The 17,641-nt window shown below is 56.4% G+C and carries 8 protein-coding genes, 1 tRNA gene, 2 rRNA genes and 2 pseudogenes (1 of these 13 only partly in view); 7 read left to right on the top strand and 6 right to left on the bottom strand.

Annotation, left to right across the window (positions count from 1 at the left end):
* Window positions 1-108: 108 nt before the first annotated feature.
* Entirely contained in the window at window positions 109-924 is an 816-nt protein-coding gene (locus tag ROS217_RS08955) for an oxidoreductase (RefSeq protein WP_009817391.1), read from the top strand.
* Window positions 925-1,335: 411 nt separating this feature from the next.
* Here ROS217_RS08955 and ROS217_RS08950 read toward each other — a convergent pair whose 3' ends face one another.
* Window positions 1,336-2,331 (bottom strand): AraC family transcriptional regulator, encoded by a 996-nt coding sequence (locus ROS217_RS08950; protein ID WP_009817390.1) that lies wholly within the window; start codon window positions 2,329-2,331, stop codon window positions 1,336-1,338.
* Between the two features lie 204 nt (window positions 2,332-2,535).
* On the opposite strand from ROS217_RS08950, the gene ROS217_RS08945 reads away from it, so the two are divergent.
* The 5 genes and pseudogenes from ROS217_RS08945 to ROS217_RS23480 all read left to right on the top strand — a co-directional run bounded on the left by ROS217_RS08945 (window position 2,536) and on the right by ROS217_RS23480 (window position 11,403).
* Window positions 2,536-3,006, top strand: a complete 471-nt coding sequence (locus tag ROS217_RS08945; RefSeq protein WP_040651272.1) for a (2Fe-2S)-binding protein — start codon at window positions 2,536-2,538, stop codon at window positions 3,004-3,006.
* 1 nt (window position 3,007) lies between these two features.
* Window positions 3,008-5,188, top strand: a complete 2,181-nt coding sequence (locus tag ROS217_RS08940) for a xanthine dehydrogenase family protein molybdopterin-binding subunit (protein ID WP_009817388.1) — start codon at window positions 3,008-3,010, stop codon at window positions 5,186-5,188.
* Window positions 5,189-6,162: 974 nt separating this feature from the next.
* Window positions 6,163-9,465 carry a DEAD/DEAH box helicase family protein gene (locus ROS217_RS08935; protein ID WP_254656393.1) on the top strand — a complete coding sequence of 1,101 codons (3,303 nt, stop codon included), beginning with the start codon at window positions 6,163-6,165 and terminating at the stop codon, window positions 9,463-9,465.
* A gap of 81 nt (window positions 9,466-9,546) precedes the next feature.
* On the top strand, window positions 9,547-10,152 hold the full coding sequence (locus tag ROS217_RS08930) for a PIN domain-containing protein (protein ID WP_009817386.1): 606 nt from the start codon (window positions 9,547-9,549) through the stop codon (window positions 10,150-10,152).
* A gap of 476 nt (window positions 10,153-10,628) precedes the next feature.
* A pseudogene (locus ROS217_RS23480) lies at window positions 10,629-11,403 on the top strand (IS5 family transposase).
* A 155-nt stretch (window positions 11,404-11,558) separates the two neighbouring features.
* On the opposite strand, the gene istB reads toward ROS217_RS23480, so the two are convergent.
* Both istB and istA read right to left on the bottom strand, forming a co-directional pair.
* Entirely contained in the window at window positions 11,559-12,350 is a 792-nt protein-coding gene (istB, locus tag ROS217_RS08915; protein WP_009817385.1) for an IS21-like element helper ATPase IstB, read from the bottom strand.
* Window positions 12,340-13,868: pseudogene (gene istA, locus ROS217_RS08910) on the bottom strand (IS21 family transposase). Before istA ends, istB begins: the two are co-directional and overlap by 11 nt.
* Window positions 13,869-13,996: 128 nt before the next feature.
* On the opposite strand from istA, the gene ROS217_RS24985 reads away from it, so the two are divergent.
* On the top strand, window positions 13,997-14,929 hold the full coding sequence (locus ROS217_RS24985) for a recombinase zinc beta ribbon domain-containing protein (RefSeq protein ID WP_009817383.1): 933 nt from the start codon (window positions 13,997-13,999) through the stop codon (window positions 14,927-14,929).
* On the opposite strand, the gene ROS217_RS08905 is transcribed toward ROS217_RS24985, so the two are convergent.
* The 3 genes from ROS217_RS08905 to ROS217_RS08895 form a co-directional block, all read right to left on the bottom strand.
* A tRNA-Met gene (locus ROS217_RS08905) sits at window positions 14,886-14,962 on the bottom strand. The two genes, ROS217_RS24985 and ROS217_RS08905, sit on opposite strands and share 44 nt — an antisense overlap.
* 160 nt (window positions 14,963-15,122) lie before the next feature.
* Window positions 15,123-15,237, bottom strand: a 5S ribosomal RNA gene (gene rrf / locus ROS217_RS08900).
* A 202-nt stretch (window positions 15,238-15,439) separates the two neighbouring features.
* Window positions 15,440-17,641 (bottom strand): 23S ribosomal RNA (locus tag ROS217_RS08895); it runs 768 nt beyond the window's last position.

Here is a 17,641-nt window from a genome sequence, read left to right as displayed (position 1 = left end):
CCGAAGAGATGCCCCGGCGGTGTTAGCCAAGCAAATCCCAACCCAAAGAGTGTGGGGCGAACGGCATTATTCCGGACGAGATCCACAAGAACCGAAAGAGGTAAGCCCATGAATGAGACCACCAAGAAAGTCGCGCTGGTGACAGGCGCATCCTCAGGTATTGGAAAAGCGACCGCCAAGGCCCTTCAAACTGCGGGATACCGCGTATTCGGAACCAGTCGCCGGGTCATCGCCGATATATCTGATGGCATCACCATGCTGAGTTGCGACGTCACCGACGACGCATCAGTGACAAGTGTTGTCGCAAAGATCCTGGAACAGGCCGGGCGCGTTGATTTGGTGGTCAACAACGCCGGGGTGGGACTATTGGGCGGCGCGGAGGAGTCCTCGATCACTCAAGCTCAGGCACTGTTCGATGTGAACGTCTTCGGTGTTTTGCGCGTGACAAACGCAGTCTTGCCGACGATGCGTCTCCAGAAGGGGGGGCGGATCGTCAACGTAAGCTCGGTACAGGGGTTCATCCCCGCGCCCTACTTCGCTCTCTATGCATCCACCAAGCATGCGGTCGAAGGTTATTCCGAGTCACTTGATCATGAAATGCGGACATTTGGCATTCGCGTGACGCTGGTCGAACCCGCTTATACTCGCACATCGTTCGAAGAGAGCCTCACCAGCCCAGACAATCAGATTGATATTTACGATGCAGGCCGTGCAAGCATGAATGTGACTGTGCGCAAGGCGATGGAGAAAGGCGATAATCCGGAAATCGTCGCCAAGACTGTACTAAAGGCCGCGACCGACGCCAATCCGAAGAAGCGATACGCAGCAGGAAGAATGGCGCGGCGAGTCAGTTTCCTGCGGCGCTTCGTCCCCACCTCCGCATTCGACAAAAGTCTGCGCAAGCAGATCGGGCTACCTGTATGAATCTTGGAAACGTCGAGGACAGCAGGACATCGCACCCCGTTAAAAGTGGGGCGATTACCCTGGGACTGCCATGATGGCCATGGTGGGTATCAATATTGGTGCCGGTCCAATGGTGCGTGCGCGCCGTATTGCCTAGTTTGATACAGGCCGTTCCAATCTATCCCAGATCGTCGCTTTGGCCGCCATCGTTTATGGCGTCCTTCCTGCGGCGACCGTATTCGGACAGGCTTGGACTCCACGTTCATTTGATCCTGTGTAGTACAACAGGTACTCTTCATCTAGAGCACCCGCCATGGCCCAAGCGGTTGGAAAAACTCTCTGAGCCGTTTGACCGTATCCGTCAAATCTGACAGTTGCGAACGGCTGTCGAAGGAGCACCAAAACCGCGCAGACCGCAGGATTTCCTGCCTATCAGTTGATTGGCGCGTTTCTTGCTTCTGCGGGCGTCATGCCCGTCCACACCTGGAAGGCGCGATAGAACGAGTTCGGATCTCGGTAAGCGAGGAGATGGCTGGTTTCCTCCGCACTCAGTTTCTGATCCCGCAGATAGGTCAGGGCCAGCGATGCCCGCGTTTCGTTCAGCACGGCCTGGAACGACGTGCTTTCGTCCCGCAGCTTGCGTTGCAGACTGCGTTTGCTCACTCCGAGCCGCGCGCTGACCTGGCCTGCCGAAACTGTCCCGGCGGGAAGCATTTCGGTCAGAACTCGCCTGACGCGGTTGCTGATCTGGTTGCCGCCCGTCAAATTCTCAAGCTTGACCAGAAGGTCCTGCTCAACGATTCTGTAGAAATCGGTATCGGCCGAAATCAGTGGTCTGCGAGCATCCTCCATCGTGAAGATAATACCCGGCAGGCGACCTTTCTCGATTGGAGCGCCGATATAGTCCCGATAGGCTGGCGTTACATGTGTCGGATCGGGAAGGTGAATAACCTGAGGTACGACGTAATGCGCAGTGAAGGTTCGGGCGAGATCGAGGAAAAATATCACCTCGGTCATGGCCATGACAGTCGGCATGGTATGATCGTCTTCCGTAGCAAAGGCGGCGGAGAAGCATGTGTCCGTTTCGCTCAGCTCCAGGCGTATCGGCGCGCAGAGCGGCTTGAACACGGCAAGCCGTTTCAGTCCGGTATAGATGTCGGGGCTTGCCGAGAACGCCAGCAGTGCCGGCTGAAACGGCCCATGTGATACGCCGCATCCCAGTGTCAGCGGCAGCTCAGAATCCTCGCTTTCGGTAGCAAACGCAGTCCAGAGCGCGAAATAGGTTGATGCGTCTACGCCGGTGTCTGTCGAATCCAAAAAACCTGCGTCCAGCCCGCAGCGGGCCAGCACCCGAGCAGGCGACAGACCGAGGATATTGCAGGTCTGACGGACATGCGCAGCAATGTTGTACTGTCGGGAGTTGGACATCGGCGTTCCCTTCTCTGGACCGTATCGAGACATCTTCTTACCAGCCTTGCACCTCGGCTCGAAGGCGCAACGATCAGCTTTTGTCATCTTATGTTATAGATTTGGCGTCATATGCAAGTGACGATCCGCGCCAAAATTGCGACTATGTACCAGAGCCTTGCGATACGGCAGGGCGCAGTATTCTCAGCCATACTGAACACGGAGATGAACGTGACGCGCGAACTTAAATTCAATGGCCAGACCGTCATGGTCGATGCCGAAGACGGAACCCCGCTTTTGTGGGTGATCCGCGATGACCTCAAATTGACAGGAACGAAATTCGGCTGCGGGGTCGCTGCTTGCGGGGCCTGCACCGTACATATCGACGGGCAGCCGACGCGATCGTGCCAGACCTATGTCGAGGATGTCGAAGGGGCTGAGATCACCACGATCGAAGCCATCGGCGGCGACCGCATCGGTGCCGCCATCCAGCGAGCCTGGACCGAACTTGACGTGGTACAGTGCGGTTATTGCCAGTCCGGCCAGATCATGTCGGCGGCCGGTCTCTTGTCGGAGAATGCCAGGCCGACGGCAGAGGAAGTTGATCAATACATGCAGGGCAATGTCTGTCGCTGCGCCACATATCCGCGCATTCGCGCCGGCGTTCTGCGTGCGGCCGAGATATTGGAGGGCTGAGATGACCATGACCACATCCCGGCGCGGCTTCCTCAAAGGGGCCGCAGCCGCCACCGCCGTTCTGCTTGTCGGAGCCCGGCCCGATGGCACCCTGGCCGCCGGATCGGACGCGATGCAGTTCAATCCGTTCGTCCGCATCGCTCAGGATGGCCGCGTGACCGCCATCGTCAAGCATTTCGAAATGGGACAGGGAACATCGACCGGTTTGACCACGCTGGTCGCCGAAGAACTGGGCATGACAATGGAGCAGATCGACTACGAATTTGCCCCGTCCAACCCGACGCTTTATAATAACCTTCTTTTCGGGGCGTTCCAGGGCACTGGTGGGTCAACGGCCATGGCAAACAGTTTCGGGCAGTATCGTAACGCCGGTGCCGCCGCGCGTGAAATGTTGATCGCGGCTGCCGCTGATGCCTGGGATGTCGATGCGGCCAGCTTGGATATTATAGACGGCCAGATCACCGGAAGCGGTAAAGCCGCCCCGATTGGCGATTTTGTGGCGGCCGCCGCCAAGCTGGAAGCTCCCGCAGAACCGCGCCTGCGCAGGCCCGAAGAATGGCGCCTGATCGGTAAGGAAAAGGCCGTTATGCGCAAGGACACGCCGGTTAAGATTGACGGCTCGGGCCAGTTCGCAATGGACATGCAGTTGGACAACCAGCTTGTGGTCGTCATCGCCAGAGCGCCCCAGATGGGTGCCAGACTGGCCTCTTTCGACGCGGGTGACGCCGAGGGGATGAAGGGTTTTGTCATGGCGAAGGCGATGCCGGACAAATCGGGCGTCGCAGTCTATGCCGAAACCACCTGGCAGGCGATGACGGCGCGAGATGCGCTCAGCATCGAATGGGATGCGTCCGAAGCCGAAACGCGGTCCTCTGACGTGATCCGCGAAGAGCTGATCGCCGCCGTGAACGCAGACAGCACCTATCAAGCCAAAGGGGAACAGGCCAAGACCGCCGCCCTGGTGGACGGTGCCGCGCACATCATCGACAAGACCTTCTACTTTCCACTTCTGGCCCATGCGCCGATGGAACCGCTAACCTGCACGATCGAACCTACCGATGACGGCGGTGTAATCTTGCATGACGGGGCGCAGTTCCCGACATTCGGCCACAATACGTTGAGCCAGGTACTGGAACTGCCGATGGATAAAATCCGGATCAACACGATTCTGGCTGGCGGCTCCTTCGGGCGGCGCGCCAACCCGACTGCGGACTACAACCTCGAGTGCGCGATGGCCTTCGGCCTGACTGACCGCAGCCGACCGGTGAAGCTGGTTTGGTCGCGCGAGGACGACATCAAGGGTGGCTACTACCGCCCAGCCTTCGCCCATCGCGTCCGGGTGGGGATCGACGATGGCGGCAAGATCGTCGGCTGGGATCACCGTATCGCCGGCCAGTCGATCATGAAAGACACCCCGATGGCGCAGATGATGATTCATGACGGTGTCGACCATTCTTCGGTCGAGGGCGTGGCAGACACGCCCTATTTCATCCCGGGTATGGCTGTGGGGTTGACCGACCATAAAAAGGCGACAAGCGTCCTTTGGTGGCGTTCGGTAGGGCATACGCACACCGCGTATGTGATGGAATCCATGATCGACATGGTGGCCGAAGAAACCGCTGCGGATCCGTTGGATCTGCGCCTGTCCATGCTGCCGGGCGACACGCCCGCACAAGTCCGCATGGCCGGTGTCCTGCGCAAGGTGGCCGAGATGGCCAGCCGACAGGGCACAGCACCTGATGGGCATGCGCGCGGCTTGGCCGTACACCACTCGTTCGGCTCTTTCGTGGCTGAAATTGCCGAGGTGTCCGGCGGCGGCGTTGCGCCTGTGAAGATCGAGAAGGTCTTCTGCGCGGTCGATTGCGGCGTCCCGGTGAACCCGGACGTGATCAGGGCACAAATGGAAGGTGGCATCGGGTACGGTATCGGCCACGTCATGCGCGACAAGATTACCCTGACTGACGGCCAGGTGGATCAGTTCAATTTCCCGGATTACGAACCCCTGCGCATATCGGACATCGGCGCGATCGAGGTGGAGATTATTCCGTCCACCGAGGCACCCACTGGCGTCGGCGAACCTGGGACACCCCCGTCGGGGCCCGCACTGGCCAATGCCATAGCGCGTGCAGGGGGGCCGAGGCTGATCGAGCTTCCGATGTCGGATCACATTGAGTTTGCCTGAGGATATGCGAGCGCGGCCCCAAGATTATCGGGGCCGCGTTTTTATCACTCCATCGCACGTATCTCCGTCACGAATTTCCGCTGTCCGCAATTCGTCAAGGGACCGCTCAAAACGGTTCTGTCGCAAAGATTCTTGGGTTGCTGTTGGCGCCGCGGACGCATCGCATTCGGAGATCAGCTCGCCGCGAAGGTTGGTACGGCGCTTGCAAGACGTTGGCATGGCGTTGACACAAAATGCGCAAGCAAAAACCCGACCGTTTAAGTCGGGTTATATCTATTTGATATCGTGGTAAGATTTGGTTGCGGGAGGGGGCGCAGGACAAGCTCGTACCGATAGACAGATTGCAATATTAGTCTAAAATTTGCCTGTAACGTTAACAATCAGATGGACAAAAGCGGACCCACTAATTACGAATTCTGCCGTCCATATGTTGGACGCAACCGGACGAAGCTGTCTGAAGTTGCATAACTCATTACGATCGCTTGACTAATTCTCAACTCGATCTTGGACGTTGCCGGACGACGCTAGAGAACGTTTGGCGTACATCCCCTACTAATCCCCTACTAGTGGAGACCGCCGCGTCCCACACTGCCGCCTCTTCCGGATGTTGGAACCCAGGGTCGGTGGGCCGAAAGAACAGGTTAGCTGTGGCGCACCAGGTTGGTTGGTGCCAAGGCCAGCAAACCCTGCAAACCGGTCAAACCCGGTACACCCCACCCCAAGCACGGTTTATGCTGTTGGGAGGCGTTGGCCGCTCCCGGTCCACCCCCTCTCGCGAGCTAACTTGGCCCCCGTGGAGCGAATGCAGAGAACAGAGGCTCGACACGCGGCAGGCCGAAAAGATTCATTGCCCAAGCCTAGAAAGAGCAGCCATAGTCTAAGAAACTCGCTCTTCATGGTATTAGCTATTGTTTTCGCTCCCGAATTGGCTCCGTCCAAAGCCACAGAACATTGACCAGCCTAAGGCCACTCAATTGGCCGAAACCGACCTCGCGGCTGCGCCCAAGGTCGGGACCAATATCGACCGTCCTGTCATTGGCCTCTACCGGCCGCACCTCACGTCTGGCGACTGCCTGATCGTGACTGGCTATCAAGACTTCCTCTCTTCGCTCGCCGTCCTGATGAAAGAGGTCAAGGAGCTAAAAGACCCTGACACAGACCCAGACATCCGCATTCGGATATCATTCGGTATCGATACCGGGAACTCTCGACGGTTGGCAAAGCCGAGACCTGTAACTGAAGAAATGAAGCTCTATTGGCTGGAGAAGTCCGGCCTGCAGGTCGAAGACGACGATGACCTGCTCGCGGTGCTGGCAAAGCGGGCGATCCAAACTGGCAAGATTGAGCTTCGCGTCTTTGACCCTGTGCTGGCCCAGACCCGCTTGGGGATCAACGGGGATCGTCGGATGCATTCCAAGATTGTGAGTTCGCCAATAGGCGCCGTGGCTGGCTCGGCGAACTTCTCTCGCTCAGGGCTCTATAGCAATATTGAGTATGCGGATGGGCTCGACGCTGGATCTCATGAACTTGAGATCGAGCGCACCAGGGCGGCTGAGCAGATTTGGGAGGTTTCGACCGACTGGACTGCCGAAGCCCTGGAGATCCTCGACAAGCTGATAAAGCCCGCCACCGCCGAAGACGCCATGGCGCGCATGATCTCAGAGCAGAAGGGCTTTGAGCCCTGGCTCACAGGCAGTCGCCGAGAGATCACCGGGCACACCCTCTATGAATACCAACAGGAGCTGACTTACGAGGCCTGCTCTATCACGTATGATAACGGTATAGCCTTCGTAGAGGCGCCTACAGGCTCCGGTAAAACCGAAATCGGATGCCACCTCGCCGAGGCCTTATCGGAAACCTTTTCTCGGGTCATTCCACGCTCTCCTGTGCACGGAGTCGCCAGGAAGAACGCGGCTGTAATCGCGCCACCGAAGGTCATCCCGAGCTGGGAAAAACACTCCACGAACTCTTTGGAGGCCATACCAAACACCAGTCTTTCAAAGAAGCGCCTGAGAGGAGCTGGCGACGACAACGAGACCGGTCTGAGACTCGATCAGTTCGGCATACTCATCATCGACGAAAGCCATACGGTTACGCCCGGCTTCGAACAGGCATCCCAGATGGCTGCAGCGGTCGAGCTCGCACCACCGAGCTGGAATGTCTGCTTGTCCGCCACGCTGCTGGGCAATCGTGACGTGGACTGGCTCACCCATATGCAGGAAAAGCGCGCCTCTATCTTCATGACCCCAGACTACATCCAGGCCATGGGTGAGCTGTTTGACCGCGAAATGCAAAGTCCGGCTGACATTTTCGATCAGAAGGCACCACTTGCTGTCCTATCCGAACCGGAAACCGCTCTTTCACGGCAGGCCCGCACGGAACTCTCTGAGCTGATTTCGCCTTTTCTGGCGCGCCGCCAGCGCCGATGCATTGGCGAGGACGAGGACCGCTCCAAGCATGGCTACCCCAAGCTTGCCAACCATGGGCGACCCAAAACGCTGAAGCTTACGAAACCTCAGAGAGCACGCCTCGACGAAATCGTGGCACTCTGCAATGACCTCGCGCCCGGCGGGCGGGTTACGGCAGTCGAGAAGAGCCGTTTCGGCCACGTCAAGACGCAGCAAAGTACTCAGGATCAGCTCCATATCCGAAACCTGCTGAACATACTTAGAGTGAACGCGGCGCAGGCAGCTTGGGAGATGTCTCACGGAGTTATCGGGAAATGGCTACGGGAGTTTGAGCAAGGCTCAAAGAGGGGGCGCAAAGCGCCACACCCAAGTCAGTCCGACATGTTTGGTATGCTTGGCATCGACGCTTTGGCGGAACCCGAAAAGTGTGACGCTCTAGCCCAAAAGCTCAACTCACATACGCTACGGGAGGTTGACGAAAAGCGGTATGAAGCTTGCCACTGCATCCAGCAACAGGTGGACCGGGTTGTCTTTCTCGCAGAGCGCACTGACACGCTCGAAATCTTTGCTGAAGCGCTGGCACGCCGCGGTCACCACACGAACTTCGTTGTGGGTAACCAGACGAAAGGTGATGATAGGGCCGTGAAAGCCATCTTTGGCAACAGACCGGATGGCTTCCGACGGATCACGAACGGCAAGTCTGTAGAATCTTACTTCCGTCCTGGCGGGAAAAACGCCCCTGAAGGGCCAGCTTCGGTCTTCCTAACCTACAAGATGGCCGAGGGTATCAACCTCCAGTCAGCCGATACGCTTGTTCTACTTGGGGTGACCTCCAACCTCAAGGAACTCATCCAGGGATTGGGGCGCATCGACCGCATCGACAGTCAATTTGGGGTTGTGAACTACCACCTTGTCGATATTCCAGTCGGTCAGTTTGCTTCAGATGAGAAGGTGACCAACCGCATCGAGAACTATCGAACACTCGCAGGCGAAGAACTGATTGACGCTGTGCAAGAGGTTGGCTCGGACGACACCGAAGTAATCTTAGAAAGCGTGACGAGATACCTCGGATCGGTCAGGCGCTTGCGAGACAACAACTTCCACGACGTTCTAGCTCGGGCCAAAGAGACGATCTCTCCGGAGCGTTACGGCCTCATCAGTAAGGCAAAAATCGAAGGCACCTGGGGCGCTGAATTAGCTCTCTTGTCCGCCAGAGAGAGCTTCACCGCACTGCATCTGAAGGGCGTCGACAAGCCGACCAACTTCTTCCCTCCGCGTCTGCTGCTGCTACGTGCTTCTGAGATTGGCCTGACTTTGGAGCGAGGTCAGCTGGCCTGCGCCAAGACCCTTGATTCAGCATACGAGCAGACCAGAAGCCTGGGCATGGAACATGCCAGGATGACAGAGGAGGATCTGGCAAGTGCGCTTGAGACCGTCTCTGGCCAACTTAGAGTGCTTACGGAATGGGACCTACGCCCGGCACGCGTTGAAAGCTTGATGAAAGCGTGCGCTGAGTTCATGAGCCAGCGGAGCGACAAGGACCACGATGATCAAGAGCTGTTCGGGCACCTATCCCTCCCCGCCATCGAAATGATCTGTGAGTCGTGGAGCAGACTGCTCGATCCCTTCTGGGAGCAAGCCAAGCAAGAGGTGCGGGACAGCTTCGCCTATGAGGACCTGCCGAAAGGGTACATCGCGATCCAGGCGATCCTAGAGAAGCTTGAAAATGACGCTCATCACGCTGACGAGGTGCACCGAAAGATGTCCAAGGTCATCGAGGAAGCAGAGCTTCTCTCACGCGATCATGAACCGGAGATTGGCCGACGGGTTTCGGTGGTCTTCTTTTCGGGTGGTGCAGGCGAGCATTGAACTTAGAGTTGCATACGGCTCACGCCCGTGGTGCGAGCCTGGACGGCCGTGACACGAACGAGACAGACTGGAGTAAACAGATTGAAAAACAACTATATCTTGATCGACTTTGAGAATGTTCAGCCAAAAAACCTAGAAATCTTAAATGGCCACACGTTCACGTTGATTGTTTTTGTTGGTGCCGGCCAAAAAAATGTCCCATTTGAATTCGCGGCAGCGCTTCAAAACTTGGGGACGAACGCCAACTACCAAAAGATTTCGGGCAGCGGCTCCAATGCGCTGGATTTTCACATCGCCTTTTATGTCGGTGAGCTAGCTGCCAAGGACCCCAACGGCTATCTCCATATCATCTCGCGTGACAAAGGTTTTGATCCACTGATCCACCACTTACGTGAGCGCAAGATTCACGCACTCCGAAGCTCAGATCTTTCGGAAATCCCGTTTGTTAGGATTTCGAATGCCAAATCACTCACGGAAAAGATTGAAGCGATTGTTGCCAGCCTAAGATCTCGCGGAACTTCGCGACCCAGGAAGGTCAAGACGTTAGCCAACACAGTAAACGCGCTTTTCATGAAAACCTTAAATGAAACCGAACTGAGCAGCATCGTAGCGGAGCTGGAAAGTCTCGGGCACATTTCTGTCAATGACCAATCCATCAGCTATGGCCCTTCAATTATGGGTCATTAATGCGGCTGTGGTCGAATTTATCACCATCAAGATGGTAACCAAGGGGCAGGTTAGCGGGCGAGTCGGCCTAGCCTATGAATGCCTACAACATCCGCAATTTCCATCGGTAAAGCGGGTAAGGTCCATTATGTTAAGAGCAGGTAATGGGTCGAATTGCGCAGAACTCAACTGACAGGGCTTTCAGAACTGCGAAATGCTGTAGAGCAACTGTCGAAATTTTGATTGGAGTGATAGTGCAGTGTTTGGGTTTGAATACACAGATGTGAATTGTTCCACATGATAATGGTTCGCGAGCGATTGAGCACCGTTCTGTGCAGCGCCTTCGCGGATAATTCCAAATACTCCCTTCGCGAAAAAGGCCACATACTGCGAGCTACGCCGGCCCCAAGTCGAACCAGTTCTAGGCAGCACACTCATTAATTCTTGTTTAGAAGCATAAGTTTGTGATTCACTCTCGCACAAAACTGGGCGGGAGAATGCAAATGGCGCGATCAGATATGAGCGATCTGGAATGGGAGTTCATCAAAGCTGTCTTGCCCAACAAAACACGTGGCAAGAAGCGGGTTGATGACCGCCGCGTGATCAACGGCATTTTCTACGTCCTGCGCACCGGCATCCCTTGGGCTGATCTACCAGAGCAATACGGCCCACCGACCACGGTCTACAACCGCTTCAACCGGTGGAGCTATGCAGGCCACTGGGACCGGATCATGGAGGCCATCGCCGACGCGCATAACGTTGACATGGTGATGGTCGACGGGACCAGCGTGCGTGCGCATCATTCCGCCACCACGCTCAAAAAAAGACCCACGCCGCTGTTTAGGTCGTTCACGGGGCGGATTAGGGACGAAAATACATGCACTTACCAATCAGGATGGGCTGCCGATCCGATATGAATTGACACCCGGTCAAGCCCATGACGCGCCGCCGTGCAAGACGCTACTGGACAACTTGCAACCTGGACAACATGTGCTCGCGGATAAAGCATATGACGCAGACTGGATCAGGGATATGATCTGGGAACAGGGGGCTATCGACGTGATCCCTCCCAAGGCCAACCGTAAACTACCCGCCGAATTTGATGCTGAAATCTACCGGGAACGCAACAAAATCGAGCGCTTCTTTGGCAGGCTGAAAGCCTCGTTCCGCCGTATCGCAACCCGATACGAGAAGACCTCACGCAATTTCCTGTCGATGATCAAACTGGCATCGATCAGGCTGTGGATCGAGTTTTATGAGTCGGCTGCCTAGTTTCATAGATGCGGCATGACCAACCTGGCGCGGGCCGTGTTACCAATGCAAGGTCAAACATCCTGGCTATTGTTTGGCGGGTTGTTGATTGTCACTGAGAACTGACCCGGCATTTTCATCGAGATCTGACCCACCCAGTCGTTATGATCTGCTGATTATGATGGCGTCAATGCTGTTGCCTCCTTTCGCTTTTTCTTTGCCGTTTCGGAGCTGGCCTTGAAGCGGTAGCTGTCATTGCCGGTCTCGAGGATGTGGCAGCGATGAGTGAGACGATCGAGTAGCGCTGTGGTCATTTTGGCATCGCCAAAGACGCTGGCCCATTCACTGAAGCTCAGGTTGGTGGTGATGATGACGCTGGTGCGTTCATAGAGTTTGCTCAGAAGATGGAAGAGCAGCGCGCCACCAGAGGCGCTGAACGGCAGATATCCCAGCTCGTCCAGGATCACCAAGTCGGTCTTGACCAGCGCCTCGGCGATCTTCCCGGCCTTGCCGTGAGCCTTTTCCTGCTCCAGCGCGTTGACCAGTTCGACGGTTGAGAAGAAGCGCACGCGTTTACGATGATGCTCGATGGCCTGAATGCCGAGAGCCGTTGCAACGTGTGATTTCCCTGTCCCCGGACCTCCGATCAGCACCACATTCTCAGCCGCGTCCATAAACTCACAACGATGAAGTTGACGGACCAAGGCTTCACGGATCTCGCTGGCGGCAAAGTCGAAGCCAGAGAGGTCTTTATAGGCCGGAAAGCGCGCCGCCTTCATGTGATAGGCGATAGAGCGCACCTCGCGTTCGGCCATTTCCGCTTTGAGCAGTTGCGACAGGATCGGCATGGCGGCTTCAAATGCGGGCGATCCTTGCTCATGCAAATCCTGCACAGCCTGCGCCATGCCTGGCATCTTCACGCTGCGCAACATGATGACGATGGCAGCACCTGCGGGATCATGACGCATCGCGCACTCCTTTCTGGGCGCGCAACCCATCATAGCGCGCGACGTTGGCCTCGGGCTCCTGGCTCAGCGACAAGCGGCTGGAGGGTTCACGTCTGGCTGGTCAGTCAGCTTGCCATCCAGCAGCCTGTGCAGCAGATTCAGCACATGGGTTTTGGTCGGCACGCCGGCCTCTAACGCCAATTCCACTGCGCAGAGCACCGCCTGTTCATCGTGATGCAAGACCAGTGACAAGATATCGACCATCTCTCGATCTCCGCCGGGCTGTCGTAGCATCTTCGCCTGCAGCAAGCGGAAGGGTTCGGGCATTTCGACGAAGGGCGCGCCATTGCGCAGCGCCCCGGGTTTGCGCTGAACGACCGCCAGATAATGGCGCCAGTCATAGATGACGCGCCTTGGCTGACGATGGGATCGTTCAATGATCCGCTCATGCGTGCAGATCACATGCCCCTCGGCGACAACGACCAGACGTTCGGGGTAGATGCGCAGGCTCACCGGCCGGTTCGCAAAGCTGGCGGGCACGGAATAGCGGTTGCGATCGAAAGTGATCAGGCAGGTGGGCGATACGCGCTTTCTCTCTTCGACAAAGCCATCAAACATCGTGGGCAGGGGCATCAGGGCAGACTTCTCGACCCCCCAAACATCAGCAATGCTGCCAGGCAGTGCGCCATGTGCCGTCTCCGCCCACAGCAGCTTGCAACGGTCTTCCAGCCATTCATTCAGTGCAGCAAGGTCTGGGAAGACAGGAGCGACCTGCCAGAGGCGATGTCGGGCATCACGCACGCTCTTCTCAACCTGACCCTTCTCCCAACCAGCCGCCGGATTGCAGAACTCGGGATCGAAGACGTAGTGGCTGGTCATGGCCAGGAACCGCGCATTCACATCGCGCTGTTTGCCGACGCCAACCCGGTCGACGGCTGTCTTCATGTTATCATAGATGCCGCGCCCAGGGACGCCTTCGAAGACGCGGAATGCATGCCAGTGGGCATCAAACAGCATCTCATGTGTTTGCAGCAGATAGGCCCGCACCAGAAACGCGCGGCTATGTGACAGCTTGATGTGGGCAACCTGCAGCTTGATGCGCTCACCGCCGATATAGGCCCAGTCCTCGCTCCAATCGAACTGGAAAGCCTCACCCGGCGCGAACACCAGTGGCACGAAAGTCCCGCGATCCGTCGTGTGATGCGCACGCTGCCGTTCACCCTTCCAGTCCCGCACGAAGGCCGCAACACGCTCGTAAGAACCGTCATATCCAAGCTTCACAAGATCGGCGTGCATCAGCTTCGCCGTTCGGCGTTCCTTGCGTGATTTGCGCTGATCAGTCGTCAGCCATGCTGTCAGATGCTTGGCAAAAGGGTCCAACTTGCTGGGGCGATCTGGCACCTGAAACGCAGGTTCAACAATCCCCTCCCGCAAATACTTCTTGATCGTGTTGCGAGACACGCCAGTCCGCCGCGCGATCTCGCGAATGGGCATCTTCTCTCGCAGCGCCCATCGCCGAATAACTTTCAAAAATCCCATGTCTATCACTCCATGCGCCCCCAGCTGATTCAAGCCGGGGCAAGGTTGCACATGGGTCAATTCTCAATGACAATTTCTGCTGTTGCCGGGTCAGTTCTCAGTGACAATCAACAATCCTGAACAATGAGATGTATGTCGGGCGTCTCGTCTGGAACCGGCAGCGCTTCGTAAAAGACCCCGACACCGGCAAACGCCAGTCGCGTCTGAATCCTGTCGAGGCGTGGGTTACAACGGATGTTCCAGAGCTTCAGATAATCGATCCTGCGACGTGGGAGCGGGCGCAAGCCCTGAAGTCACGCTATGCCAGCCACGCCGGCAATAAACGCCAGACCAAAAAGCGCCTACTCACCGGTCTTCTCAAATGTGGGTGCTGCGGCGGCAATATGACCATCGCCCGCAAGGATCGTTACTATTGCGCGGCACGCCGCGAGAAAGGCACCTGCGAGGCGGGTTTTGGCATCGCCGCCGCGGAGGTCGAGAACCGCGTGCTGGACGGCTTGCGTCGAATCCTTGTCGGCAATGACGCTTTGATCGCTGAGTTCACGACCGAACTGAAGGCCGAACTTGTGCGCCTGAAGAAGGCCAGGCAGAGTACACAGCGGGATTTCACAAAAGAGTTGGCGGACGTGGAGCGCGGCATCGCTCGCCTTATCTCCTTCATAACCTCGGGAGATGGGGCACCAGAGTCCGTCCGTTCAGAACTCACGAAGCTGGAGGACCGCAAGGCGCACATTCTCGCCCAGCAGAAACGGACGGCAATTTCACCGGTCGTGGATTTTCATCCTAATTATGCGGAGCTGTACCGCAAGAAGGTCGGTGAACTGGCGCTGCTGCTGTCAGGCGAAGACACTCGCGAGGAGGCGATGACATCCATCCGCAGTCTTGTTGACCGCATCGAGGTGCGCGCTGGTATCAAGCGGGGTGAGACAGACGTGACGCTGGTGGGGGCATTGGCAGGGATTTTGGCGCTTGGCACAAACAAGAACGCCACCCCTGAGGGTGGCGGTACGTTCTTGTTGGTTGCGGGAGTAGGATTTGAACCTACGACCTTCAGGTTATGAGCCTGACGAGCTACCGGGCTGCTCCATCCCGCGACAGTGTTTTGCCTGTTTTCCGCGTGTGGAATTGGGCGATTGTTTTGGCTTTGGGCGATATTGATCGCCTTGGGCCTATAGTATGCCCCAGCATTGTTTTGTTGTGGGGCGTTTTATCGTGGTCGAGAGATACAGTTTGATGTCTTGAGGTTTTTACCAGGTTTGGCAGCGACCTACTCTCCCACGTCTTAAGACGCAGTACCATTGGCGCGACAGCGCTTAACGGCCGGGTTCGGGATGGGACCGGGTGTTTCGCTTGTGCTATGACCACCAAACCGGGAAAAAACCTCGAGACATATTAGGTGTCCTACCGCCTATCGGCGACTTGAGGACGTTTGTTTGTCCTGACGGCGCTCGGCGTCATGAGGACAGGTATTGCCCAACCGTCTTTCTCCGATTGGGCAGTGTTCCAAGTCAAGACATTGTGTTTTGTGTATGCTTTTGAGTTTGTCCGTAACAATCTTGCTATTACTGGATCAAATCAAGCCTATCGAGCCATTAGTACCAGTCAACTGAACGCATTGCTGCGCTTACATCTCTGGCCTATCGACGTGGTGGTCTACCACGGCTCTCAGGGATACCTTGTTTTGAGGGGGGCTTCCCGCTTAGATGCCTTCAGCGGTTATCCTGTCCGAACATAGCTACCCTGCACTGCGGCTGGCGCCACAACAGGTCCACCAGTGGTTCGTTCACCCCGGTCCTCTCGTACTAGGGGCAACTCCTCTCAAGTATCCTACACCCACGGCAGATAGGGACCGAACTGTCTCACGACGTTCTAAACCCAGCTCACGTACCTCTTTAAACGGCGAACAGCCGTACCCTTGGGACCTGCTCCAGCCCCAGGATGAGATGAGCCGACATCGAGGTGCCAAACACTGCCGTCGATATGGACTCTTGGGCAGTATCAGCCTGTTATCCCCGGCGTACCTTTTATCCGTTGAGCGATGGCCCTCCCACTTGGGACCACCGGATCACTATGGCCGTCTTTCGACTCTGCTCGACTTGTCAGTCTCGCAGTCAGGCTGGCTTCTGCCATTGCACTCAACGAGCGATTTCCGACCGCTCTGAGCCAACCTTCGCGCGCCTCCGTTACGCTTTAGGAGGCGACCGCCCCAGTCAAACTACCCACCACGCAGGGTCCCGGACCCGGATAACGGGCCGCGGTTAGACATCAAGAGTGCGAAGGGTGGTATCTCAAGGGAGGCTCCACAGGGACTAGCGTCCCTGCTTCAAAGCCTACCACCTATCCTGCACATCACAATCCTGATGCCAGTGCGAAGCTATAGTAAAGGTGCACGGGGTCTTTCCGTCTAACCGCGGGAAACCTGCATCTTGACAGGTAATTCAATTTCGCTGAGTCTATGTTGGAGACAGCGGGGAAGTCGTTACGCCATTCGTGCAGGTCGGAACTTACCCGACAAGGAATTTCGCTACCTTAGGACCGTTATAGTTACGGCCGCCGTTTACCTGGGCTTCAATTCAGAGCTCTCACCCCTCCTTTTAACCTTCAGGCACCGGGCAGGCGTCAGACCCTATACGTCGTCTTGCGACTTCGCAGAGCCCTGTGTTTTTAGTAAACAGTCGCCACCCCCTGGTTTGTGCCCCCAGCCTCTAGTTGCCTAGAAACCGGGCCTCCTTCTCGCGAACTTACGGAGGTATTTTGCCGAGTTCCTTCAACATAGTTCTCTCAAGCGCCTTGGTATTCTCTACCAGTCCACCTGTGTCGGTTTAGGGTACGATCTAGCGATGGAGCTATTTCCAGGAACCAGTCAGCGGCCCGTTCAATCCGATAAGAACGAACAACCTCTCTGATCCGTCACTTCCATCTGGCCCAGGAATATTAACCTGGTTCCCATCGACTACGCCTTTCGGCCTCGCCTTAGGGGTCGGCTTACCCTGCTCAGATTAGCTTTAAGCAGGAACCCTTGGACTTTCGGCGAGGGTGTCTCTCACACCCTTTATCGCTACTCATGTCATCATTCTCACTAGTGATCTCTCCACGGGATCCCTCACAGGCCCGCTTCATCGAAGATTTCTTACCCTCCATGATGTCCCGAGGGACACTAAAGAGGATAGAAACCATGTCACACTACGCTCTGCTACCATGCCTTACGGCATCCTAAGCTTCGGCTCATGGCTTGAGCCCCGTTACATCTTCGCCGCAGGACAACTTATTTAGACCAGTGAGCTGTTACGCTATCTTTAAAGGATGGCTGCTTCTAAGCCAACCTCCTGGTTGTTTTGGTCGTCCCACCTGCTTTCCCACTTAGCCATGAATTAGGGGCCTTAGCTGTAGGTCAGGGTTGTTTCCCTCTCGACTACGGACGTTAGCATTCGCAGTCTGTCTGCCATCTAGTACTCCTCGGTATTCGGAGTTTGGTTAGGATCAGTAAGCCTGTGGGGCCCCATTACCCATCCAGTGCTCTACCCCCGAGGGTATTCGGATGACGCTCTACCTAAATAGATTTCGCAGAGAACCAGCTATCTCCGAGTTTGATTGGCCTTTCACCCCTAGGCACAACTCATCCCGACCTTTTTCAACAGGTGTGGGTTCGGACCTCCAGTTGGTGTTACCCAACCTTCATCCTGGTCATGCCTAGATCACTCGGTTTCGGGTCTGATCCATCTAACTCAACGCCCTATTAAGACTCGCTTTCGCTGCGCCTACACCTAACGGCT

The sequence above is a fragment of the Roseovarius sp. 217 genome, from assembly GCF_000152845.1.
GTDB lineage: Bacteria > Pseudomonadota > Alphaproteobacteria > Rhodobacterales > Rhodobacteraceae > Roseovarius.
The sequence above is the reverse complement of the archived record's forward strand: the minus strand, read 5'-3'. Positions and strand labels throughout refer to the sequence as shown.

Excerpts from the sequence above, each read along its gene's own strand:
- ROS217_RS08940 (WP_009817388.1), top strand. The coding sequence starts at position 3,008 with ATGACCATGACCACATCCCGGCGCGGCTTCCTCAAAGGGGCCGCAGCC.
- ROS217_RS08955 (WP_009817391.1), top strand. The coding sequence starts at position 109 with ATGAATGAGACCACCAAGAAAGTCGCGCTGGTGACAGGCGCATCCTCA.
- ROS217_RS08945 (WP_040651272.1), top strand. The coding sequence starts at position 2,536 with ATGAACGTGACGCGCGAACTTAAATTCAATGGCCAGACCGTCATGGTC.
- istB (WP_009817385.1), bottom strand. The coding sequence starts at position 12,350 with ATGCGTCATGATCCCGCAGGTGCTGCCATCGTCATCATGTTGCGCAGC.
- ROS217_RS24985 (WP_009817383.1), top strand. The coding sequence starts at position 13,997 with ATGTATGTCGGGCGTCTCGTCTGGAACCGGCAGCGCTTCGTAAAAGAC.
- ROS217_RS08950 (WP_009817390.1), bottom strand. The coding sequence starts at position 2,331 with ATGTCCAACTCCCGACAGTACAACATTGCTGCGCATGTCCGTCAGACC.